The sequence below is a fragment of the [Clostridium] hylemonae DSM 15053 genome, from assembly GCF_008281175.1.
GTDB lineage: Bacteria > Bacillota > Clostridia > Lachnospirales > Lachnospiraceae > Extibacter > Extibacter hylemonae.
In genome coordinates this window covers 3,031,100-3,052,766 of sequence record NZ_CP036524.1, presented here as the reverse complement: position 1 = coordinate 3,052,766, position 21,667 = coordinate 3,031,100, and the positions used below count along the sequence as shown (strand labels likewise).

Genomic DNA, 21,667 nt, shown 5'->3' with positions numbered 1-21,667 from the left:
GGCTTTTTTAATTGTTTTTGTGTTATAGTCAAGACAACTTCATCCAAAAGTTACGGTACATGAGGGGGAAAAATCATGAAGAAAAAATACAGAATAACAAAACGGTTTGTGAGCCTGCTGGTCGTGCTGGCGCTGGTTGTGACACTGGTGCCCGCCGCAGTGCTGGCGCAGGACGCGCCTACAATGGAGAGTGCAGCCGTAACGGTTGACGCGATCTCGGAAGGGATGGACGTGATTCCGGTGCCGTTTGGAACGATGCAGGATGCGATCCCCTTCCCCCTGCTGACAGCGGGCGGCGTATCGCTTGACAGCGTTACGTGGGAGGCTGAAACATACGACGCGCAGCAACCGGGCGGTTATGTATTTACCGCCGCGCTGCCGGAGGGATATATGCCCCCGGACGGACAGGCGGACATCTCCGTGACCGTGACGGTAGCCGAGCCGCAAGGGACAGCCGGGGAAACAATACAGGCGAACGACGAAACGCCCTCGCCCGTGCCGGAGGAAACGGTAACCGGGCAACCCAGCCAGCCACCGAACGGCATTGCTCCATCCGCGCCGGAAACGGCCCCCGTAGTGGTGTCGGCGTTTGACGAAATTGAACCGGCAGCCTACGAGATCGCCGTAGGCGGAGGACTGCCCGCGCTGCCTGAAATGCTTAAGGCAGCGGACGCAGACGGCGAAACCATCGCCATCGAGGGCGTGATATGGGAGGCCGACAATTTTGACGCAAACACGCCGGGCGAATACGTGTTCACGGCTAAGCTGCCGGAGGGGTATGCAGCCGCGCCGGAAGCAGAAGCACCGCAAATCACCGTGACAGTAACGGAGCCGCCCCTTGCGGTATCCGCGTTCGGCGCGGAGGAAACGGTGACCGTAATCTCTGTATACCTTGGAGATGATAAGTGGGACAATCCCGTATATTATGACGTGGACGAAATCCATTCCGCGGCGGACCTCGGGCTGCCCGATTCACTCGTGGGCACGAATGAAAAGAATCAAACGATCGAGATCGCCGGGGTGACATGGGAATGCGCGGCATTCAACGCGGACACGCTGGGAACCTACACGTTTCAACTGGCGCTTCCGGCGGGATATACGGCCGCCGGGGAAACGACGACGATCACCGTCGTGCTTTATAATGAATTTGCCGCAGGCGGGCTGCAATACTGGATACTCACCGAAGCGCCCGAAGGCGCCGTTGCCCTGGCGGGCTGGGCGGGCGCACCGCAGGTGTCGCTCAAGGTGCCCGCCGCCGTGAGCAACGGCGGCAGCAGCTACCGGGTGACCGAGGTCGTCCCGAACGCCTTTGAGAATGACGGTGCCATCAAAAACCTGGATCTCTCCGGCGCGGATAACCTGACCGAAATCGGGGCATACGCCTTTGCAGATTGCAGGGCAACCAATCCCCTGACCATCCCGGCCAATGTGGTCCGTATCGGAAACTGCGCTTTTGCGGGTGGGTACTTTTTCGCGCTGAATTTGCAGGGTGCCGCCAGACTGACGACCATTGGGATATTTGCGTTTAGCAACCTCAGGATAAAGGGAACGGTTACGATCCCCGGCGGCGTCACCTCGATCGGTTCACTCGCCTTTGAAAACTGTGAGTCTCTCGAAGTGCTTGATTTATCCGCCTTTCGGGGCACGCTGGGCGAGTCTGTATTTTCGGATTGCCGACGACTTTCAACCGTCATTTTCGGGCAGGCCGAGGCGCCAAAGCTGCCCGACGATACGTTTGAGGATGCCGGCTTAAGCGGCGGTTACATTCACTGCCCGAAGGGCGCGACAGGCTACGAAAAGGTGCTCGGGCTTTTCTCCGGCGGGTGGAGCCTGGATTACCTCGACATCCATACCGTGACGGTCAACGGTGCTGTTGGCGGCACGGGCTGGGTAGCTTCTGGCTCCACCGGCGGCGCGGGCGGTATTGTCAGCCTGGGTGCACAGCCGCAAAGCGGCTACGCTTTCGTACGCTGGGATACGGAACCCGCCGTGACATGGCTAGACGGCACAAACCAATACGATGCTGGAGCCTTTTTCTCCATGCCCGATCGGGACGTCGTCGTCACGCCGGTTTTTTCCCTCATGTACGGCCTATCCGGGACGGTGAGTGCGAACGGCCGCCCGACGCCGGGCGGCCTGCAGGTCACGCTGTACAACGCCGCCGGGAAAAGGGTGGGGAGTGCCGCCACGAACGCCGACGGCAAATATACTTTTTCCGGCCTTACGGCCGGGACGTATCAGGTGACGGTGATGGGCGCTACCATCAGCGACATTCAATACTATCAAACGACCCGGGAATTTGAGCTGACCGACCGGGACAGAACGGACGCCGACGTCGCGCTTGAAACCGGCGTCACCCAGGTCGGCTTTGTTTCCGCAAAGGCGAACGGAACCCAAAACCTGGATACCAGCACGCAGATCGACCTGCGGTTCGACGTGCCCGTGCCGCTCACAAAGAACTGCGTCGCGCTTAAATTCAACGATGGCGGCGCGGCCGATGTGATCCGCCTTGTGGACGAGGGGCAATTGAAAACAGATTGGGTGCTGGAGATCGGCAATGTAGTAACGCCCGCAAATAAGGGCTATGTGGGGGGGCAGCGTGACCGTCGCTCTGCCGCAGGGCTATCAATTCACCGGCGGCGCGTTGGGCAACCTGAAACTGTTCACTGTGAACCGCCAGCTGGAGCCTCCCTCCATCACCGCCGCAAGCTATGATACGGCCGTGCCGGTGGTGGGCGGCGCGGTCACCGTCACACCCGGAACCTATACGGCAAACGAAGCGGGCGCGGAGGGCGAGCATCGCTACACATGGTACCGGTCCGACAGGGAAACCGGCTTGGGAACGCCGATCGCGCGCACCAAAGATTATACCCCCACCGGGGAGGATTTCGGCAAATATATCTGGGTGGAGACGACCCCGCGGGGCGAGATAACCAATTTTGGGGGAAGGCCCGTGGCTTCACCGCGCCTGCAGGTGGGAGTAAAGCTCACCGTGGCGGTTACCGGCTCGGCGGGCGGCACAAGCCCCACCATCGACGGCACAGCCGCGGGCGGCGGCGTTGTGATATACGGCCCGGTGACGGTATCTTTCACCAAAACGGCCGCGGGAGATACCGTGAAGTGGACGGCCAGCCCAAATGAGGGCAGCTTTGACGACGACACGGCGGCGACCGCCGTCTATACCCCGGCGGCGCAGCCCTCCGCGGGGACGATCGCCCTCACCGCCACGCTTACAGTCAACGCCAAAGACCAGGATCAACCGGCCCCGGCCCCGTTCGAGCTTGCGTATACCGCCAACGGTGAAACGGATTATACGGTGACGATACCGGAAATTGCGGGCGCGGAGTACAGCTTTGACGGAACGACCTTCGGCGCGGAGCGGAGCAAGACCGGCTGCAAGCCGGGCGAAACGGTCACGGGCTACGCGCGGCTGGCGGCAAAACCGGGCTACAACGCCGGTGCTGTCACCGGCGCAAATGTGACGCTGCCGCTGTTGGATGTACACACGCCCACAATCTCTCCAAGCGGCGGGACGTTCACCGGGGCGCAGAGCGTAACACTCTCCTGCACGACGGCGGGCGCAGATATTTACTACACGCTGGACGGCAACACGCCAAATGCGGGCAGCACGCGCTATACCGGCACGTTTACGCTGACAAAGACCGCGACGGTAAAAGCAATCGCCGTCAAGGCGGGCATGGCGGACAGCATTGTCGCAAGCGCGAGCTTCACGCGGGCCACGGACGACCTCACGCCCGTTGACTTAACGAAGGACGCCACATTTACCTTGAACGGCGATTTTGCGCTGATTGGACGCGTCCTGCTGGACGGCAAGGAAATGGGACAGGTGAACAAAACTCCGACGTCGGCAGACCTCACATGGGCGGGCTACCCCGGCAATGCTGGTAAACTGGAAAAAGGCAGCGTGATTGTGACGCTGTACAAGGAGTTTTTGAAAACACTCCCGGAGGGCAGATACACGCTGACGGTGGAGTTTAATGATGCGGGCGGCTCCGTGAGCACGGGCGACCTGCAATTTGCAGTTCCAAAACAACAGGAACCGAAGCCCACGGCTACGGGCGGCGGCAGCGCAAAAACGGGCGGCGGCAGCGCAAAAACGGGCGACGAAAGTAATATGGCCTTGTGGATCGTGCTGGTATGCGTCGCGGGCTTTGCGGTTTACAGAAAGCGGAAATACAGGAATCAGTAAAACGGACAGCCGCCACTTCGAGCGGATAATGAGCCCCCGCACGCCCTGCGCAGCCGAGCGTACGGGGAAAGGAACGGCAACGGAGCGGAGCGCACTTCGGGCCAAGTTGGCCCGAAGTTATATAGCAAAGTTTGCCGTGACGCGGCCCGAAGCTGAAAGCGTTGTACGAGAAAATCCCACCCAAAAACGCGGTGCTGCGGGGTGGGCTTATATTGGACACGCTGGCGGACAAGAGCTATCTCGATGGCAAAGATATGTAATACGTAAAGAAAAGAAATGTTGGAGGATGAAGAATAATGAAAAAGAAAAAAAAGCCCTGCAGCCTTAGAATCACGAAACGGTTTTTATGTGCCGTTATGACAGCGGTGCTGGTCTGTCAGTTATTCAGTCTGCCGGCGCTGGCCCAGGATGCACCCGCCCCCATAACAGTGGACCCACTTCCTCAGGGAGCGGACGTTATTGCCGTGCCCTTAGGTACAGCAAAAGAAGCTATTCCCTTCCCTGAGCTAACGGCAGACGGTGGCAAAGTTACCCTGGACAGCCCAGCCTGGCGCTGCGAAGCTTATGACCCAGACAAGCCCGGCAATTATGTGTTCAAGGCAAAGCTGTCTGAAGAATATACCGGGGGGGGGGGTATTTGGTGACGACCTTACAGTTACTGTAACGGTGGAGAATCTATCTCAAAATACAACGGATAAGACCGAGCAGTCCGTTCACGAATCCGAAAAAGCGCAAATGGATGATACCGTTACGCCGTCAAGAGCAGCCAAAGCCCCGGGCAGTACAGTGACAGTGGACGGTCTGAAATACAACATTTTAACGATGCCAGACGGCGGGGAAAACGGCACAGTGGAAGTGGGCGTCAATCAATCCTATAACGGAAACAATCTGTCCATCCCTTCAACCATAACCGTGGACAACGACCCAGACAATAACGGGAATTACGATGTTGTGCAAATCGTAAACGGTGCTTTTGAGAGTAATCAAAACCTGACGGGCACGCTGACCATTCCCAGCAGCGTCACTTCCATTGGTGAACAGGCATTCCAACAGTGCTCAAACATTACAGAACTGCACTGCCTTTCCACTAAAACTCTCACCATTGCGTGGTTTGCATTTAGAGGCTGCACCAGTCTTGAAAGCGTGTCCTTTCCAGACAGTCTGCAATCCATTGAGTACTCTGTGTTTAAGGACTGCGGGAGCCTTAAAAGCGTGTCCTTTCCAGAGAGTCTGCAATCCATTGGGGACTCTGCGTTTGAAGGCTGCAAAAGGCTTGCCAGCCCTTCTTTCCCGCAAAGTCTGCAATCCATTGGAATCAATGCGTTTAAGAACTGCAAAGCCCTTACAAGCCTGTCTTTCCCCCTTGCATTGCACACCATTGGATCTAATGCCTTTAGGGACTGTAAGGGCCTTAAAAGCGTAACCTTCCAAAATAATCTGCAATCCATCCAAGACTTTGCATTTAGTGGTTGCTCCGGCCTTACAAGCCTAAACTTTCCGGAAAGTTTGGAAACCATTGGAAGTTATGCGTTCACTGGCTGCAATAGCATTACCGCTTTTACAGTACCGGACAATAACCCGAACTTTACTAGCGAAAATGGCGTGCTGTATGACAAGAGAATGGAAACTCTCCTTATTTACCCACTGGGAAAAGAGGAAACCAGCTTTATTGTGCCAAAAGGCGTACAAACTATTGGCGCATCTGGGTTTGATAACTGTAAGAACCTTAAAAGCGTGTCCTTCCCAGACAGCCTGCAATTCATTGGAATGCACGCGTTTCAGGGCTGTACCAGCCTTGAAAGCATAACTTTCCCACAAAGTCTGCAATCCATCCAAAACTATGCATTTAGAGGCTGCACCAGCCTTGAAAGCGTAACTTTCCCACAAAGTCTGCAATCCATCCAAGACTATGCATTTAGAGACTGTACCAGCCTTACAAACTTGACCTTTAAAAAAGACAGCCCGCCTCAGATAGGCTCTTTGAATTTCCAGGTCTTTGCAAGTATTGCACCCACCGGTACAATCTATTTTCCCACCGGTCAGGAAGGGAACTACACTGAAGACTGGAAGAAAAATACTCTAAAACTTGACAATAACTGGACGCTGCAGCCTGCCTACCGCTTGGAGGTGAAGAACGGCACAGATAACACAAATAGCGGCCTGTATCTTGAAGGCGACAGCGTGTCCATTCAGGCAGATCCTGCTCCTGCCGGTTACGTGTTCGACAAGTGGACGACAGACAAGAGCGGGAGTTTTACTAAAGAAACAGACCCTTCCACCACCTTTGTCATGCCCGCCGACCATGTAACTGTATCGGCTGCCTATAAGAAGGACACTTCTAACCCCGGTCCTGGCCCTGGTCCAAATACTGGCTCTGGTCAGAACATCCATGTGTATGACACAAACAGCCGCTGGCACGACCGTACCGCCGGCGATGGAGCCAACAGCATCCCGAAGACGGGCGATACAGAGACTCCGCTGCCCTGGGTGCTTACAATGCTGGCGGCCCTTGTGGGCTGTGTCTCCCTGCTGCTCTATCGGAAACACCGCTGCACAAAACGTCATAAGTAAACTGGAGAAAACGGCGGGGACGTGTCCGAACGGCTGAATATTTATTCTTGGGCTTGGCATACGGGGCTTCAGATCATGAAAAAAAGATGCAGCCGGTGAAGCTGCATCTTGAGAAAAGGGAAGGAAAATCAATCTATAATAAACGAAACTTATTGTCTTTAGGCGAAGCCGGCGGAAATACAAGTTATATCTGCGCTGTACTAACGTCAGCTTCATTTGATAGTTATAGTATATAAAACAATTGTGTCTAACATGTGACGGCGCTCTAAAGAAAAGATGAAGATAAGATTATAAACTTATAAAATATATAAACTGTCTGTTAATAGAAAAAAATATACGTCCGGACTTGCATTTTATGGCAGTATGGTGTATGAAATATACATACCCCTGACAGTGGAGGGGAGAGCATTCTGACGATGATGAAAGGAAGACATATGGACGGAGAGAAAAGAAGAGAAGAGATCATGAAGCTGCTGGAGACAGAGAAAGAGCCTCTTTCCGGAACAGCTCTTGCCAGGAGGCTGGGGGTGAGCCGGCAGATCATAGTCCAGGATATCGCGCTTCTGCGCGCGACGAACAAGAATATCCTTTCCACAAATAAAGGATATATCCTGTATGGCAAGGACAGCGCAGCGGCAACGTGTAAGAGGGTGGTCATGGTGAAACATGACAACGATAAAATGGCCGGTGAGCTGTATTGTATCGTAGATGCGGGGGCCAGAGTCCTGGATGTGATAGTGGAGCATGAAGTGTATGGACAGATTGCGGTAGATTTAGTTATTAACAGCAGAAAAGACGTGGATGAATTTATGGCCAAGATACTTTCAGACAATGCCAGGCCTCTGAAAGAACTGACAGGTAATGTCCATTACCATACAATAGAAGCATCGGACAGCGAGATACTGGATGAGGCGGAAAAAAGGCTGAAAGAAGCCGGAGTGCTGGCGGACTGATGGTCCGCCGGTACTCCGGCTTCTGCTTTTTTAACAGCTGATCATTCTTCCGCCCAGCAGGCGTCCTCGCTTATTTCTTTTATAAAGATCCTGCCGATGTTGTCCGGATTTTTGGCCTGGTGGTATTTGAATATCATATGGCTGTCATCCATTTTGCCGATGATCTCCACTTTCCCGTCCGGATTTGAGAGCGCGTATCTGAAACATTTTCCGTTGCCGTTCTGGAGTCTTTTAGCCTGTTCCACAATATCGTATCCTGTCCGAAGCGGAACCTGGAACTGGTTTTTTACTCCTGTTACAGGCCGGCACTGGAACACATAATAAGGAAGTATGCCAATCTTTGTAAACTGCTTCATCAGCCCGGCAAGAACCGCTGGATCATCATTGATCCCCTTCAGAAGGACGGTCTGGTTCTTGACAATAAGGCCAAGACTCTTAAGACAGTTTACGGCGTTAACTGCATGTTCCGTAAGCTCGGAAGGGTGGTTGAACTGTGTCATGACATAGAGCTGCTTTTTGGTACAATATTTTTTTAAGATGTCCTGAAGTTCTCTGTCGTCAGTAATGCGCTGCGGAAAGACGACCGGAACTTTAGTGCCGAAGCGTATGTAGTCGATATGGCCGATGGAGCATAAGGCGGACAGATAATGTTCTATGGCCGCATTGTCAAGCAGAAATGAATCGCCGCCGGAGATGAGCACATTGCTGATTTCCGTATGTTCCGCGATGTAGGAAACTGCCTTGTCTATGTCTTCCACGATCTCTTCCGTATGACTTCCGACCATACGTTTCCGGAAGCAGTATCTGCAGTACATGGCACAGCGGTTTGTAGACAGGAGCAGTACAGTCTGCGGATACTTGTGCTGCAGTCCCCGAAGCTTTGTGTTGGATGATTCCCCGCTTGTGTCAAAAGTACCCGTTATATCCATCTCTGAGAAAGAGGGAATACTCATTTTGCGGATGCAGTCACCCTCATCGTCTGTATTGATCAATGACAGATAATATCTGGGTACTGACATCGGATATTTCTCCAGAATATTGCGCGCATTGCAGTCGCCCGTATCAATGCCGGGAATGTATGCGGCCAATTCATCCAGTGTTGTGATGTTATGTCTTAATTCATCCTGCCAGTTCATATAGTCAGTGCACCTCCATTCCCTGTCGATATTCTGAGCCGGCAAGGCGGAAGGAGAACGTGGCCTGCCGGTCTGAAATAGCAACATATAATTTAGTATAACATGAGAGAAATACAGAAAAAAAGTAAATTATTATTAACTATTATTAAATTTATAGAGCGCAGACGATCATACCGTGCCGAAATCAATACTTGATTTCAGCACGGTATTGTGATAGACTTTGCAAGTGACAAGACAGATGTAATTACATTGTGAGCGGGAATGGGAGAAAATGATATGGAAAAATTAAAGAAGGTACTTGACCGGATTTTTATTGACGGGCTGAGCGCAATGGCCCAGGGGCTTTTTGCCACCCTGATCATCGGAACGATCATCCAGCAGATCGGTACGCTCATAGGCGGCCCTGCGGGGGATATGATATATGCGCTCGGAAAGGTGGCGGCCTCACTGACCGGCGCGGGAATCGGCGCTGCCGTTGCCTACAGATTCAAAGAGAGTCCGCTTGTGGTCGTGTCTGCGGCGACTGCCGGTATGGTCGGGGCATTTGCAGGCAAGCTTCTGGCGGGTGCGGTGCTCGTGGACGGCGCAATGGTCTATGCGGGACCTGGTGAGCCGCTTGGAGCATTCGTGGCCGCATACATAGGAATCGTATTTGGGCATCTTGTGTCAGGAAAGACAAAGGTGGATATTCTGGTGACGCCGATCGTTTCAATAGGGACAGGCTCGGCGGTAGGCCTTCTGCTCGGACCGCCCATATCCGGGTTTATGGCATGGCTTGGTTCTCTTATCAACTGGGGAACTGAACAGCAGCCGTTCCTGATGGGAATTGTCGTATCGGTGCTGATGGGTATGATACTCACTCTTCCGATCAGTTCAGCGGCCCTCGGGATCATACTGAACCTGTCGGGGCTTGCGGCCGGGGCAGCCACCGTCGGGTGCTGCTGCAACATGGTAGGCTTTGCTGTCGCCAGTTACCGGGAGAACAAGATCGGAGGTCTGCTGGCCCAGGGGATCGGGACGTCCATGCTCCAGGTGCCTAACATAGTGCGCAGGCCGGTTATCTGGCTGCCTGCCATCCTGTCCAGCGCCATACTCGGTCCGGTTGGCACGATGGCGCTGCATATGACGAGCAACGCGACAGGTTCCGGAATGGGGACGGCAGGGCTTGTGGGGCAGATCATGACGTGGCAGACGATGATCCAGACCGAAGCCGCATCCATTGTCATGATCAAAATACTGCTCATCCAGATCATTCTGCCGGCAGTTGTGACACTTGTGATTTCTGAGTTCATGCGGAAGCGCCAGTGGATAAGATTTGGAGATATGAAGCTTGAATTGTAGAAAAGGACCCGGCCGTGGATCACACGCATGTGATTCGCGGCTGTTCTTTTATTTTGGACAGATCTCACAGGCGGCTTCGTGTGTTCTGACGAAGGGAAAAAGCATAAAAGTGTGAAACCGTCTATACATTTGCGTGTGTGGATATTATAATAATATTGGCAGCTGAATTGATACGTGACGGAAGCACAGGGAGGACTTATGACTGGAACGGGAAGGATACACATTTACTATGGTAACGGAAAAGGGAAGACGACAGCGGCGGTGGGGCAGGCTGTGCGTGCGGCAGGATTTGGCCTTAAGGTGCTTGTCTTTCAATTTCTGAAGAACAATTCTTCCAGTGAAAGGAATGTGCTGGAGAAGACGGAAAACATAACATGTCTGCCTGGGCGGGAGCATGTAAAGTTTGTCAGCCAGATGAACGGAGACGAAAAGGCTGAGCTGAGGCATTACAATACAAAGGCGCTGGATGAGATAGTGAAGTTCTGCAGCCCGTTTGACGTTCTTATCCTCGACGAGATATTATGCGCTGTGCAGCTTGGGGTGCTGAGCGAGGAGAAGCTCATACGTTTTCTGGAGCATAAGCCGAGAGGGCTTGAGATCGTTATGACAGGCCATGAAGTGTCGGAGCGTATGCTTGAACTTGCGGATTATGCAACTGAAATGCGCAAGGTCAAACATCCTTATGACGAGGGGAAGATGGCGCGGGGAGGAATTGAATATTAGACGGTGTGTAATTTTAATCACTTTCTTAAATAACTGTGAAGTTTATGACAATATAAAAAGATTATGATATAATAACCATGTACGAAAATAACTCTTCGCATGTGAGAGGAGAGGAGTAACATGGCGGCAACGATTAAAAACTACGAGGATGTTGACAGTTGGAAGACAATTATGTTTTTGTACACTTCGGCGTTAAAAGAGGTAGGAACAAAGCTGGAGATTCTGAATGATGAGTTTCAGCATGTGCATCAGTATAACCCAATTGAACATATTAAAACAAGAGTTAAAACACCCGAAAGTATAGTTAAAAAGTTAAGAAGATATGGATATGAGACATCCATTGAAAATATGGTAAAATATGTGAACGACATCGCGGGGGTCAGATTGATCTGTTCCTTTACATCTGACATCTACCGGCTGGCGGAGATGATAGGAAACCAGAGTGACCTTAAGGTATTGTCCATAAAGGATTATATTAAGAATCCAAAAGAAAGCGGGTATAAAAGCTATCATATGCTCGTGTCTGTTCCTATCTTTTTATCAGACAGTGTAGTAGATACAAAAGTAGAGATACAGATCCGGACAATTGCCATGGATTTCTGGGCAAGTCTGGAGCATAAGATATATTACAAATTTGAAGGGAACGCGCCGGATTACATCAGCAGGGAACTGCGGGAATGTGCGGAGATGGTGTCCACTCTGGACGAGAAGATGCTGTCGCTGAATGAGGCAATACAAGCGTGCCTGGAAGAGCAGGAAGAGTTTAATAAACGTACAAAAAATGATACTGAAAACAGGAAGAACAATGACAGTATGATACAGGCCTGAGCGGGAGCTTAGGCCTTTTTTTGTTATATTTTAGATTATTATTGTAAATCACTAAAGCAAGTGCTAGAATGAGTCTTGATTATTTGAGAATATGCAGTAAATTACAGGAGGTTTTGCCATGGGCAGGTTTAAGGAAAACAAGAAAGATTTACTGATACAGGCGGTCTATGCTGTCATGGGAAGCCTGCTGTTTGCATTGGGTGTGAATCTGATCATCGTCCCCCTCGGACTGTACAACGGGGGCTTTATGGGTATCGCTCAGCTGCTGCGGACCTTCTTCGTGGAAGTCTGCAGGCTCCCGGTGCCCTCAGGGATAGATATGTCCGGTGTCATTTACTTCATCATCAATATTCCGCTGTTCTATATGGGGCTTCGTGTGCTCGGCAAAGAATTTGCCGTAAAGACGTTGATCACGGTTACGATACAGAGTATATTTCTAGTCGTTGTGCCGATCCCGGCAGCTCCGATCATCGACGATTTCCTTACGTCGTGTATTATCGGCGGCCTCATAGCGGGTACAGGCACAGGACTTGTACTGCGCGGAAGAAGCTCCGGCGGAGGACAGGATATCATCGGCCTCTGCTGTGCCAAGAAGTATCCCAACTTCAGTGTGGGCAGGATCAATATTATGATGAATGTACTCGTGTACGTGATCTGCCTGTTTATGTTCAATATCGAGATAGTGATCTACTCATTGATCTATACGACAGTGCTTGCAATGGCGCTGGACAGAGTACATATACAGAACATCAATACCAGCGTGATGATATTTACCAAGAAGCTCGGCATATCCAAGGCGATTATCGAACAGACCGGCCGGGGCGTGACGAACTGGGACGGCGAAGGCGCGTACACGAACAAGACTTCATATATACTTTTCGTAATGATATCAAAATACGAAGTAGGACAGATAAAAAGGATCGTACACAGCATAGATCCCGATGCGTTCATGATATTTACAGAAGGATGCGCCGTAAAAGGAAATTTTGAGAAGCGTCTTTAAAAGGGGACACGTTGAAGGTTCGTTGGGGACGGAGGTTTTTTAAAAAACCTCCGTCCCCAACGAATATCCACAACTTATCCACAGGCAAAGGGGGATAATGTGTATGAGGAAGAGGGCTATAAGGTTTGTCAGTGTTCTGATACTCTTTTACAGTGTGTGCTGTATGCTCTGGGGCGGCGCAAGGATATTATCTGTCATTTCGGCGGTCAGCGAAGAGGGCGGTATGTTCCGGGAGGTTCTCCGATATCTGCTTTATTTTCTGAAAGGGGCCGTAGGCCTGGTGACCGGCGTTTATGGTATAAAAAGTGTCAGAGAGGTGTGGAGGAGTTCTTTTACAGTGTATGCGGCAGTTACCGCCGCCGTTTTTGAGGCCGCCGTCATGATTTTATACGGATTCAAGTTATATTCTATCCTGTATACAGGCCTGCTCGTGCTGCTTATCGTCCTCATCAGATCAGGTGAGGATAAAGAGAAAGAAACTGCGGAGGAGACGGATAAAAGCGCTGACGGGTTATTTGCCGCAAAACAGGCAATGTCAAGAAACAGATGTGAAAGGAGATAATTATGGTGAAGATTACTTATCGAAGAGCAATGGAAAGTGATGCGGAAAAGATTGTTGCGTTTTACAACTATGTTGGAGGCGAGACGAGTTATTTGAGTTTTGAAAAAGACGAGTATCCGATGGACGTGAAAGCGCAGGCAGAGTCTATACGCGGCCTTGAGGACAATATGACAAATATTATGCTTCTGGCCATGGATGGCGAGGAGATCGTGGGAATCGCGACGATCAGTTCCTCGCACAAGATCAAAGCCCGCCATGACGGGGAACTTGGGATCGTAGTAGCAAAAAAGTATCAGGGGCAGGGCGTAGGTACAGAATTGATCCGGCAGCTTACAGAATGGGCGAAGGGAAACGGCATTACGAGAAGAATCAGCCTGGATACCCGCGCCGATAATGTAAAGGCAGTTGAGCTGTATATGAAGTTCGGGTTTATCGTGGAAGGGTGCAGGCGCAATGCCACCTTGCTGGACGGAAAGTATTATGATCTATATGTGATGGGTATGATGATATAGGGGCGGCAGGAAAAGCGGCAGATTCAAAAAAAGGAATCTGCCGCTTTTCCTGTCACATCGCCAGTCCGCATTCCAGAGCAAGCGCCATATACTTTTCCGAATTACTCAGGCCGTAATCGGTCAGATCCCGGGGCTGCCATTTCCCGCCGGCGAGGCTGTCCGCGCCGTAAAAGAACTGGATGAATGGCACGTTCCTGTATGCGGCTGCGGCGAGCAGCGCCGAATATTCCATATCAACGCCGAGACAGCCAAGCTCACGGTAATATTGTATGGCATCTGTTGTCTCCCGGTAAATGGCATCAGATGTCCATATTTTACCGGATACATACGGATAACCGCAGTTTTCCAGACAGTTTTTCAAAAGCTTCGTTTCCTCCGCGGCCGGCTCAATTTCCGCGGCCGGGGCAAGATAGTGGTAGCTCGTTCCTTCCTCCCTCACAGCTGCAGACGGAACGATAAGCCTGCCATTTACCTTTTCATCATCGAGAATACCACAGGAGCCGAAGAATACGAATTTCCGTCCGCCGAGAGCGATCACTTCCTCCAGCCCGCATACGGCCGCCGGCGCCCCGACTAAGGAAAGGTAAAATGCGATCTCCCTGCCGCCGTACGACAGCTTGTATACAGGGTTGATCCCGTTGGCACTGTACAGGTCCGCAATGACTTTTACATGATCTAAAGCCGCGAATCTGTCTATGATCTGCCTGGAAAAAGTGGAGATACATACCTCGGGGAAATTCTCGGCTTGTTTCGTGGTATCCGAAGGATCAAACAAAGCGGGAGCGGATGTTCTGCTTTCATAAAATACTGTTTTCATTAACGTATCTCACTTTCTGATAATAATAGATTTCTGATCTGGCCTGTGATCCCGCGGGGAATGTCTCTGTGAACAGGCATTAATCTGCTGTACATCCGCACCCCCTGATAGGAAAATACGATCAGGTCAAAGACTGCCGCCGGATCCACAATTTTGAATTCTCCGGTGCGCATACCATATGTGATCAGTTCCGTCCACATTTTTTTAGAGTACAGATACTGCTGCAGAATAGAATCATCATACTGAGAGATACCGGGGCTGCTGAAATATTCATATATTGCAACACTGAGGGAATTACCGCTGTCTAGCATCTCCTCTTCATAACGGTTCAGCACATCATCAAGGATCTGGGCGGCCGGCATACTGCTGTGGATCTTTTCGGAAAATTCATCCTCCTGTTCTGCCATCATGCCGGAAATGACAGCGGAAAAAATCTGGGCGGTATTTTCATAATGCCGGTAAAGTCCTCCGCGGCTGAGATCTGTTTTACGGCAGATGTCCTGCATCGTTACTTCTTTAAACCCTTTTTCGGCAAACAGCTTATATGCCTCGGAACAAATATACATTTTTGTCTTATCTCCCTTTATACTCAAGGTCTGCATACCTCCTTTGCGACACTTGTGACGCTTTTGATCATATTATGCGACATTCATGTCGCTTTGTCAAGCGGATTCTCTTCTTAAGCCATGAAAAAGTGGGATCTCGGTGATTTTACATAGATTTAACATTGAACTGATTTCAGATTTTACATTGCTCCTTTATGATTGCACTTGTGAAGAAAACATAGCAGCAAATCATTTTAGAAGTAATTAAAGGAGATTGAGATTATGAAAATGAAAAAGTTTATTGCAGTATTGGCAGTTGTCGGAATGATCGCAGGGCTTGCGGCAGGATGCGGCAGCAGTGATGAAAAAGCAGACTCAAATAAAGATTCGGGAAATGAGACAGAGGCTTCCTCAGACTGGGATTCCGCCAGCGATATCACGATCGTGTCAAGAGAAGACGGTTCGGGAACGAGGGGAGCTTTCATTGAGCTTTTCGGGATCGAAGAAGAAAAAGACGGTGAAAAAGTGGATATGACGACAGAAGAAGCCCAGATAACAAACAGTACATCCGTTATGCTTACAACAGTGTCCGGAGACGATTACGCGATCGGCTATGTATCACTCGGCTCTCTTGACGACAGCGTCAAAGCACTCAAGATCGACGGCGCAGAGGCGACGGCAGAAAATGTAAAGAGCGGCGACTATAAAGTTTCCAGACCATTTAACATCGCTACAAAAGAGGGGCTGGACAATGAAGTGGCATCCGATTTCATCAACTTTATTTTAAGCGAAGAAGGACAGAAAGTTGTGGAAGAGAACGGATATATTGCATTGGACGACGTTAAGCCGTTTGAAGGCACATCTCCGAGCGGAAAGGCAGTAGCAGGCGGCTCCTCCTCTGTATCACCGGTCATGGAGAAGTTGATCGAAGCATATAACGCAGTCAACGCAAACGCAGAGATTGAACTTCAGACGACAGACTCCACCACAGGCATGACATCAGCGGTCGACGGAAGCTATGACATCGGTATGGCATCCAGGGAACTGAAAGATACGGAGATCTCGAAAGGCCTCAATGCCCAGGTTATCGCAACGGACGGTATCGCAGTGATCGTAAACAACAACAGTACAGTAGATGAGCTGAGCAGCGATCAGGTGAAATCAATCTACACAGGCGAAGCTCTTACATGGGATGAGGTAATCGAATAAATGAAATCAAAGGCATGGAAAGAAAATTTCATGCGGGGAGTGTTCTTCATTGCCGCCTGCGCATCAGTGCTGGCGGTAGCTCTCATTTGTATTTTCCTGTTTGCAAATGGAGTCCCTGCAATGAAGGAGATCGGATTCTTTAAATTTCTGTCAGGCGAGATGTGGCGCCCCAAAAATAATATATACGGCATATTTCCGATGATAATCGGAAGTCTGTATGTCACTGCCGGAGCAATTTTATTTGGTGTTCCGATCGGAATACTGACCTCTGTATTCATGGCAAAATACTGCCCGAAAAAGATCTACAAGCCTCTCAAGTCCGCAACGGAACTTCTGGCTGGGATCCCGTCTGTTGTGTACGGGTTCTTCGGCCTGGTAGTCCTTGTACCGTGGATACGGGAATTTGGAAGAACGCTGAAGAGTATGGGACTGATCTCTTCAAGCGGAAATGGAAACAGTATTCTGACCGCATCACTTCTGCTTGGCATGATGATACTCCCTACGATCATCGGAGTGACAGAGTCGGCGATACGGGCCGTCCCCGACCATTATTATGAGGGAGCGGTGGCCCTTGGCGCCACACATGAGCGGGCCATTTTCCGGGTTATCCTGCCGGCAGCCAGATCCGGCGTGGTGGCAGGCGTCGTCCTCGGCGTCGGACGCGCGATCGGGGAGACAATGGCAGTCATCATGGTAGCCGGCAACCAGGCGAGAATGCCGTCCGGAATCTTCCGCGGGATCCGGACGCTGACGGCCAACATCGTGCTTGAGATGGGATACGCCGCGGACCTTCACCGGGAATCGCTCATCGCGACAGGCGTGGTATTGTTCGTGTTTATCCTGCTTATCAATTTCTGCGTCGCTTTACTGAACAGGAGGGGAAGTCATGAGTAGTAACCAGACAACACTTAAGCAGAAGCTGGGGGCGTACAGAAGGAGACCGGGTTCTTTCCTCGTTATGCTGCTCGTCATGCTTTCTGCCATACTGACATTTACAGTGCTCATATTTCTGATCGCCTATATATTGATCCGGGGCGTGCCGTATATCACACCGTCGCTGTTTTCATTTACATATACGTCGGAAAACGCATCGCTGATGCCGGCGCTTATCAATACAGTCGTAATGACACTGCTGTCTCTGCTCATTGCAGTCCCGTTTGGGATCTTCTCCGCCATATTTCTCGTGGAATATGCAGGCAGGGGAAACCGGTTTGTAGAGATGATCAGACTGACAACAGAGACATTGTCCGGAATACCGTCCATCGTCTACGGACTGTTCGGAATGCTCTTTTTTGTGACTACGTGCGAATGGGGATTCTCCCTGCTTGCCGGGGCATTTACACTGGCGATCATGATACTGCCGCTCATCATGCGCACGACGGAAGAGGCGCTTAGATCCGTCCCCGATTCTTACCGGGAAGGAAGCTTCGGCCTCGGGGCAGGAAAACTGCGGACCGTGTTCCGCATCGTACTGCCTTCCGCGGTTCCCGGGATACTGGCAGGCGTTATCCTTGCAGTGGGCCGCATTGTCGGAGAGACTGCGGCGCTCATATATACAGCAGGATCCGTGGCAGATGTTCCGTCAAGTGTGATGGGATCAGGAAGGACACTGGCAGTCCACATGTATAATCTGGCGAATGAAGGACTGTACATGAACCAGGCATACGCGACGGCAGTGATACTGCTCGTGCTCGTGGTAGGCATCAACACATTGTCAGGCATAGTGGCAAAAAGACTGACAAAAGCGTAAATTTTGAAAGGGGTCAGACCCCTGCGTGCAGAGGGGTCTGACCCCCTTTGAAATAGAAAGGAATTGTATATAAAAATGGGAAAATTAAGTATTAAGAATCTGGAGTTATTCTACGATGATTTCCATGCGCTCAAGAATGTGAACCTGGAGATCGAAAAGAATAAGATCACTGCATTTATCGGCCCGTCCGGCTGCGGCAAATCCACACTTCTTAAATCTATCAACAGGATGAATGATCTGGTGGAGGGCTGCAGGATCGAAGGAGATATCCTTCTGGACGGGCAGAATGTCTTTAAGGATATGGATGTGAACCTTCTCAGAAAGCGTGTGGGAATGGTATTTCAAAAGCCGAATCCGTTTCCGATGAGCATATACGACAACATCGCCTTCGGGCCGAGGACCCATGGGATCCGCTCGAAGTCAAAACTGGACGATATTGTGGAAAAGTCACTGCGGGACGCGGCTATCTGGGATGAATGTAAGGACAGACTGAAAAAAAGCGCGCTCGGCATGTCGGGCGGGCAGCAGCAGCGTCTGTGCATCGCCCGGGCGCTGGCGGTGCAGCCGGAAGTGCTTCTCATGGATGAGCCGACATCGGCGCTTGACCCGATCTCCACATCCAAGATCGAAGACCTTGCGACGGAACTGAAAAAAGATTATACTATTGTCATGGTAACGCACAATATGCAGCAGGCTGTCCGTGTATCTGACAATACCGCGTTTTTCCTGCTCGGCGAGGTGATCGAGTACAACGACACGGAGAAATTGTTCTCCATACCGTCCGATAAACGCACAGAAGACTATATTACAGGGAGGTTTGGATAGAATGCGTAACAAATTTGACATGCAGCTTGACTTGTTAAAAGAACAGCTGACCCATATGGGAGAATTGTGTGAGATAGCGATCAACAGGGCAACGGCAGCGCTTCAGGAAGGAAGCGTCTCAAAAGCGCGGGACGTCATCCGTGCGGATGAGGAGATCGACCAGATGGAAAAGGACATTGAACGGCTCTGTCTGAAACTGCTGCTCCAGCAGCAGCCCGTTGCGAAGGATCTAAGACAGATCTCCGCGGCGCTTAAGATGATCACGGATATGGAACGGATCGGTGACCAGGCATCTGACATAGCGGAGATCATCATATCCGAGAAAATGTCGGAGGCCACGGAGATACCAAAGATCGGCCAGATGTCTGAAGCTGCGGCCAGAATGGTGAGGGACAGTGTATCGGCATATGTCAGAAAAGATCTGGAACTGTCGCGCAAGGTAGTGGAAGCTGACGATGCGGTAGATATGATGTTTGTGGAAAACAAGCAGGAGCTGATCGACTTTATCGCCGAAAATAAAGGAGACAAGGGAAAGAAAGCAATTGACCTTATTATGGTGGCAAAGTATCTGGAGCGGATCGCGGACCATGCCACAAATATCGCGGAATGGGTGGAATTTTCCATTACAGGAATCCACAAAGAAAGCAAGATATAAGAGACCAGAAGGAGTGTCAAGATGATATTTTGTGTAGAAGATGACAGCAACATCCGTGAGCTGGTAGTATATACGTTGGAAAGTACAGGCATGAAAGCGCGCGGATTTGAAGACGGAAGAGAGTTTCTGGAGGCTCTGGCGCTTGAGACGCCGGAGCTTATTCTGCTTGATATCATGCTGCCGGGCGAAGATGGGATGGAGCTTTTGAAGAGGCTGAAATCTTCCGTCAAGACGAGAGAGATACCGGTGATCATGGTGACTGCCAAAGGAGCGGAATACGACAAAGTGATGGGACTTGACTCCGGCGCGGACGATTATGTCACAAAGCCGTTTGGAATGATGGAACTTGTGTCAAGAGTCAAGGCGGTACTCAGAAGGACGGCGAAAGACGACTATAAGCGGGAAGATAAGATCGCGCTCGGCAATATCGAGATAGATATCAGGAAGCATGAAGTGCGGGCCTCCGGCAGCACAGTAAACCTTACCCTGAAAGAATATGAACTTCTGAAGCGGCTCATGCGCAACCCGAATATTGTGCTGACAAGAGACCAGCTCCTGGAGGATATATGGGGCTATGATTTTGACGGAGAGACCCGGACCGTGGATGTGCATGTGAGGACACTGCGTCAGAAACTGGGCGCGTGCGGAGAAAAAATAGAGACTGTGCGGGGCGTAGGCTACAAAATGTGTGAATAGGAGACCGTTGTATGAGAACACGAATACAGAAGAGCATGATTCTTGTCATATTTACCACACTGCTCATATCCTACGCGGCGATGACCGCGGTCGTGTACCGCCAGACAGTAGATCTGCTCGAGGATGAGACAAGACAGGAGGCAGACTATATCCGGGCGGCGGTCAAAACAGCCGGCACCGCATATCTGGAAGAGATGGACGCAGTCAGAGAGAACACCCGCGTGACACTCATAGACGACAGCGGGGACGTCCTGTACGATTCCAGGGAAGATGACTACACGCTTAAGAATCATAAGAACAGACCGGAAGTAAAAGAGGCGCTGAGCAATGGAAGCGGCCAGGATATCCGCCGGTCGGATACACTCGGCAAAGAAATGTTTTATTATGCGCTGCGTCTGCCGGACGGGACAGTCCTCAGAGTATCTAAGACAATAGACAATGCATTTTACATGGCTGTACAGGTGCTGCCCATCATGGGAGGACTTGCGGCCGTCATGCTGTTCGTCGCGTGGATGCTCTCCAAATGGCAGGTATCCAGGCTGATCCGCCCCGTAAATGAGCTGAATCTGGAGCATCCGCTTGAAAATGAAGTGTATGAGGAGCTGAGACCGTTGCTGGAAAGTATTGACAGACAGAACAAAGAAAAAGATGCCGTTGCGAATATGAGAAAAGAGTTTTCCGCCAATGTATCCCATGAGCTGAAGACACCGCTGACGTCCATATCCGGATATGCGGAGATCATGAAAAATGGTCTGGTGAAGCCGGAAGATATTGTGGTTTTTTCCGAACGGATATATAATGAGGCAAGCCGCCTCATCACACTTGTGGAGGATATCATCAAGCTCTCCAGGCTCGATGAAGGCAAGGTGGAGATGGAAAAGGAAGAAGTCGATCTGTATGAGCTCACGAGGGAGATCTGCAGCAGGCTCTCCCCGCAGGCATCCTCGCGAAATGTTCATATAGAAGTTACAGGGGAACCGGTCGTGTACCGGGGGATCCGGCAGATACTGGATGAGATGATCTACAACATCTGTGAAAATGCTGTAAAATACAACCGGAGGGGCGGCTCTGTATCCGTCTGGGTGGGAAGCACACTGAAAGGCCGGAAGGTTATCGTGACGGATACCGGGATCGGCATTCCGAAGGAGGAGCAGGAGCGTATTTTTGAACGGTTTTACCGGGTCGACAAAAGCCACTCAAAGGAGAGCGGCGGCACCGGTCTCGGCCTGTCTATCGTAAAGCACGGCGCGATGATACATGGAGCGGACATCCGCGTGGAAAGCGAGCCGGGGAAAGGAACGAAGATGGAGCTGACGTTTTAGCCGCGGGGA

Annotated in this window: 21 protein-coding genes; 18 read left to right on the top strand and 3 right to left on the bottom strand. The window is 51.0% G+C overall.

Translation table 11 applies throughout. The features are described from left to right. Positions 1-75 precede the first annotated feature (75 nt). From LAJLEIBI_RS14225 to LAJLEIBI_RS14210, 5 genes are all read left to right on the top strand, one after another. Positions 76-2,715, top strand: coding sequence for a leucine-rich repeat protein (locus LAJLEIBI_RS14225; RefSeq protein WP_006442824.1), 2,640 nt, complete (start codon positions 76-78; stop codon positions 2,713-2,715). Next, on the top strand, positions 2,600-4,210 hold the full coding sequence (locus LAJLEIBI_RS14220) for a chitobiase/beta-hexosaminidase C-terminal domain-containing protein (protein ID WP_167534345.1): 1,611 nt from the start codon (positions 2,600-2,602) through the stop codon (positions 4,208-4,210). Before LAJLEIBI_RS14225 ends, LAJLEIBI_RS14220 begins: the two co-directional genes overlap by 116 nt. Before the next feature lie 296 nt (positions 4,211-4,506). Then, positions 4,507-4,854, top strand: a complete 348-nt coding sequence (locus tag LAJLEIBI_RS18125) for a hypothetical protein (RefSeq protein WP_170254069.1) — start codon at positions 4,507-4,509, stop codon at positions 4,852-4,854. A gap of 91 nt (positions 4,855-4,945) precedes the next feature. Next, positions 4,946-6,781: a leucine-rich repeat protein gene (locus tag LAJLEIBI_RS14215; protein WP_205689557.1), complete on the top strand. Its 1,836-nt coding sequence runs from the start codon at positions 4,946-4,948 to the stop codon at positions 6,779-6,781. A gap of 416 nt (positions 6,782-7,197) precedes the next feature. After that, positions 7,198-7,734 carry a transcription repressor NadR gene (locus LAJLEIBI_RS14210; protein WP_006442819.1) on the top strand — a complete coding sequence of 179 codons (537 nt, stop codon included), beginning with the start codon at positions 7,198-7,200 and terminating at the stop codon, positions 7,732-7,734. 41 nt (positions 7,735-7,775) lie between these two features. Here LAJLEIBI_RS14210 and LAJLEIBI_RS14205 read toward each other — a convergent pair whose 3' ends face one another. Continuing rightward, positions 7,776-8,870 carry a KamA family radical SAM protein gene (locus LAJLEIBI_RS14205; RefSeq protein WP_040434920.1) on the bottom strand — a complete coding sequence of 365 codons (1,095 nt, stop codon included), beginning with the start codon at positions 8,868-8,870 and terminating at the stop codon, positions 7,776-7,778. A gap of 276 nt (positions 8,871-9,146) precedes the next feature. On the opposite strand from LAJLEIBI_RS14205, the gene LAJLEIBI_RS14200 reads away from it, so the two are divergent. The 6 genes from LAJLEIBI_RS14200 to LAJLEIBI_RS14175 all read left to right on the top strand — a co-directional run bounded on the left by LAJLEIBI_RS14200 (position 9,147) and on the right by LAJLEIBI_RS14175 (position 13,839). Then, the gene (locus LAJLEIBI_RS14200) at positions 9,147-10,211 is read left to right on the top strand and encodes a PTS sugar transporter subunit IIC (protein ID WP_040434918.1); all 1,065 of its coding nucleotides are present in this window, start codon (positions 9,147-9,149) and stop codon (positions 10,209-10,211) included. Between the two features lie 198 nt (positions 10,212-10,409). After that, positions 10,410-10,934, top strand: a complete 525-nt coding sequence (locus LAJLEIBI_RS14195; RefSeq protein ID WP_006442815.1) for a cob(I)yrinic acid a,c-diamide adenosyltransferase — start codon at positions 10,410-10,412, stop codon at positions 10,932-10,934. Positions 10,935-11,054: 120 nt separating this feature from the next. Beyond that, a complete protein-coding gene (locus tag LAJLEIBI_RS14190; RefSeq protein WP_006442814.1) occupies positions 11,055-11,762 on the top strand; it encodes a GTP pyrophosphokinase in 708 nt (235 codons plus the stop codon). A gap of 118 nt (positions 11,763-11,880) precedes the next feature. Then, positions 11,881-12,765, top strand: a complete 885-nt coding sequence (locus LAJLEIBI_RS14185; protein WP_006442813.1) for a YitT family protein — start codon at positions 11,881-11,883, stop codon at positions 12,763-12,765. 103 nt (positions 12,766-12,868) lie between these two features. Further along, positions 12,869-13,327 (top strand): hypothetical protein, encoded by a 459-nt coding sequence (locus tag LAJLEIBI_RS14180; RefSeq protein ID WP_006442812.1) that lies wholly within the window; start codon positions 12,869-12,871, stop codon positions 13,325-13,327. Between the two features lie 2 nt (positions 13,328-13,329). Beyond that, positions 13,330-13,839 carry a GNAT family N-acetyltransferase gene (locus LAJLEIBI_RS14175; protein ID WP_006442811.1) on the top strand — a complete coding sequence of 170 codons (510 nt, stop codon included), beginning with the start codon at positions 13,330-13,332 and terminating at the stop codon, positions 13,837-13,839. Between the two features lie 52 nt (positions 13,840-13,891). Here the strand turns inward: LAJLEIBI_RS14175 and LAJLEIBI_RS14170 are convergent, their stop codons facing one another. Together LAJLEIBI_RS14170 and LAJLEIBI_RS14165 are read right to left on the bottom strand one after the other, a co-directional pair. Next, a complete protein-coding gene (locus tag LAJLEIBI_RS14170; RefSeq protein WP_006442810.1) occupies positions 13,892-14,656 on the bottom strand; it encodes a nucleoside phosphorylase in 765 nt (254 codons plus the stop codon). Further along, complete coding sequence (locus LAJLEIBI_RS14165; RefSeq protein WP_006442809.1) at positions 14,656-15,258, bottom strand: TetR/AcrR family transcriptional regulator; 603 nt, start codon at positions 15,256-15,258, stop codon at positions 14,656-14,658. The genes LAJLEIBI_RS14170 and LAJLEIBI_RS14165 overlap by 1 nt, the downstream gene beginning before the upstream one ends. A 225-nt stretch (positions 15,259-15,483) precedes the next feature. Between LAJLEIBI_RS14165 and LAJLEIBI_RS14160 the strand changes: the two genes are divergently transcribed. From LAJLEIBI_RS14160 to LAJLEIBI_RS14130, 7 genes are all read left to right on the top strand, one after another. Then, entirely contained in the window at positions 15,484-16,410 is a 927-nt protein-coding gene (locus LAJLEIBI_RS14160; RefSeq protein WP_006442808.1) for a substrate-binding domain-containing protein, read from the top strand. After that, on the top strand, positions 16,411-17,304 hold the full coding sequence (gene pstC / locus LAJLEIBI_RS14155) for a phosphate ABC transporter permease subunit PstC (RefSeq protein ID WP_006442807.1): 894 nt from the start codon (positions 16,411-16,413) through the stop codon (positions 17,302-17,304). After that, on the top strand, positions 17,297-18,160 hold the full coding sequence (gene pstA, locus LAJLEIBI_RS14150; protein ID WP_006442806.1) for a phosphate ABC transporter permease PstA: 864 nt from the start codon (positions 17,297-17,299) through the stop codon (positions 18,158-18,160). The genes pstC and pstA overlap by 8 nt, the downstream gene beginning before the upstream one ends. Positions 18,161-18,235: 75 nt before the next feature. Then, on the top strand, positions 18,236-18,985 hold the full coding sequence (gene pstB / locus LAJLEIBI_RS14145) for a phosphate ABC transporter ATP-binding protein PstB (RefSeq protein WP_006442805.1): 750 nt from the start codon (positions 18,236-18,238) through the stop codon (positions 18,983-18,985). A 1-nt stretch (position 18,986) separates the two neighbouring features. Beyond that, a complete protein-coding gene (phoU, locus tag LAJLEIBI_RS14140; protein ID WP_006442804.1) occupies positions 18,987-19,640 on the top strand; it encodes a phosphate signaling complex protein PhoU in 654 nt (217 codons plus the stop codon). A gap of 21 nt (positions 19,641-19,661) precedes the next feature. Then, positions 19,662-20,336 (top strand): winged helix-turn-helix domain-containing protein, encoded by a 675-nt coding sequence (locus LAJLEIBI_RS14135; protein ID WP_006442803.1) that lies wholly within the window; start codon positions 19,662-19,664, stop codon positions 20,334-20,336. A gap of 11 nt (positions 20,337-20,347) precedes the next feature. After that, entirely contained in the window at positions 20,348-21,658 is a 1,311-nt protein-coding gene (locus tag LAJLEIBI_RS14130; RefSeq protein WP_006442802.1) for a sensor histidine kinase, read from the top strand. The last annotated feature ends 9 nt before the right edge of the window (positions 21,659-21,667 follow it).

What these genes read in the sequence shown, in the direction of transcription:
- pstB (WP_006442805.1), top strand. Translation starts at nt 18,236, where the DNA reads ATGGGAAAATTAAGTATTAAGAATCTGGAGTTATTCTACGATGATTTC.
- LAJLEIBI_RS14200 (WP_040434918.1), top strand. Translation starts at nt 9,147, where the DNA reads ATGGAAAAATTAAAGAAGGTACTTGACCGGATTTTTATTGACGGGCTG.
- LAJLEIBI_RS14130 (WP_006442802.1), top strand. Translation starts at nt 20,348, where the DNA reads ATGAGAACACGAATACAGAAGAGCATGATTCTTGTCATATTTACCACA.
- pstC (WP_006442807.1), top strand. Translation starts at nt 16,411, where the DNA reads ATGAAATCAAAGGCATGGAAAGAAAATTTCATGCGGGGAGTGTTCTTC.
- LAJLEIBI_RS14160 (WP_006442808.1), top strand. Translation starts at nt 15,484, where the DNA reads ATGAAAATGAAAAAGTTTATTGCAGTATTGGCAGTTGTCGGAATGATC.
- LAJLEIBI_RS14165 (WP_006442809.1), bottom strand. Translation starts at nt 15,258, where the DNA reads ATGCAGACCTTGAGTATAAAGGGAGATAAGACAAAAATGTATATTTGT.
- LAJLEIBI_RS14210 (WP_006442819.1), top strand. Translation starts at nt 7,198, where the DNA reads ATGATGAAAGGAAGACATATGGACGGAGAGAAAAGAAGAGAAGAGATC.
- LAJLEIBI_RS14185 (WP_006442813.1), top strand. Translation starts at nt 11,881, where the DNA reads ATGGGCAGGTTTAAGGAAAACAAGAAAGATTTACTGATACAGGCGGTC.
- LAJLEIBI_RS14205 (WP_040434920.1), bottom strand. Translation starts at nt 8,870, where the DNA reads ATGAACTGGCAGGATGAATTAAGACATAACATCACAACACTGGATGAA.
- LAJLEIBI_RS14175 (WP_006442811.1), top strand. Translation starts at nt 13,330, where the DNA reads ATGGTGAAGATTACTTATCGAAGAGCAATGGAAAGTGATGCGGAAAAG.
- LAJLEIBI_RS14170 (WP_006442810.1), bottom strand. Translation starts at nt 14,656, where the DNA reads ATGAAAACAGTATTTTATGAAAGCAGAACATCCGCTCCCGCTTTGTTT.
- pstA (WP_006442806.1), top strand. Translation starts at nt 17,297, where the DNA reads ATGAGTAGTAACCAGACAACACTTAAGCAGAAGCTGGGGGCGTACAGA.
- LAJLEIBI_RS14190 (WP_006442814.1), top strand. Translation starts at nt 11,055, where the DNA reads ATGGCGGCAACGATTAAAAACTACGAGGATGTTGACAGTTGGAAGACA.
- LAJLEIBI_RS18125 (WP_170254069.1), top strand. Translation starts at nt 4,507, where the DNA reads ATGAAAAAGAAAAAAAAGCCCTGCAGCCTTAGAATCACGAAACGGTTT.
- LAJLEIBI_RS14215 (WP_205689557.1), top strand. Translation starts at nt 4,946, where the DNA reads ATGGATGATACCGTTACGCCGTCAAGAGCAGCCAAAGCCCCGGGCAGT.
- phoU (WP_006442804.1), top strand. Translation starts at nt 18,987, where the DNA reads ATGCGTAACAAATTTGACATGCAGCTTGACTTGTTAAAAGAACAGCTG.
- LAJLEIBI_RS14195 (WP_006442815.1), top strand. Translation starts at nt 10,410, where the DNA reads ATGACTGGAACGGGAAGGATACACATTTACTATGGTAACGGAAAAGGG.
- LAJLEIBI_RS14180 (WP_006442812.1), top strand. Translation starts at nt 12,869, where the DNA reads ATGAGGAAGAGGGCTATAAGGTTTGTCAGTGTTCTGATACTCTTTTAC.
- LAJLEIBI_RS14225 (WP_006442824.1), top strand. Translation starts at nt 76, where the DNA reads ATGAAGAAAAAATACAGAATAACAAAACGGTTTGTGAGCCTGCTGGTC.
- LAJLEIBI_RS14135 (WP_006442803.1), top strand. Translation starts at nt 19,662, where the DNA reads ATGATATTTTGTGTAGAAGATGACAGCAACATCCGTGAGCTGGTAGTA.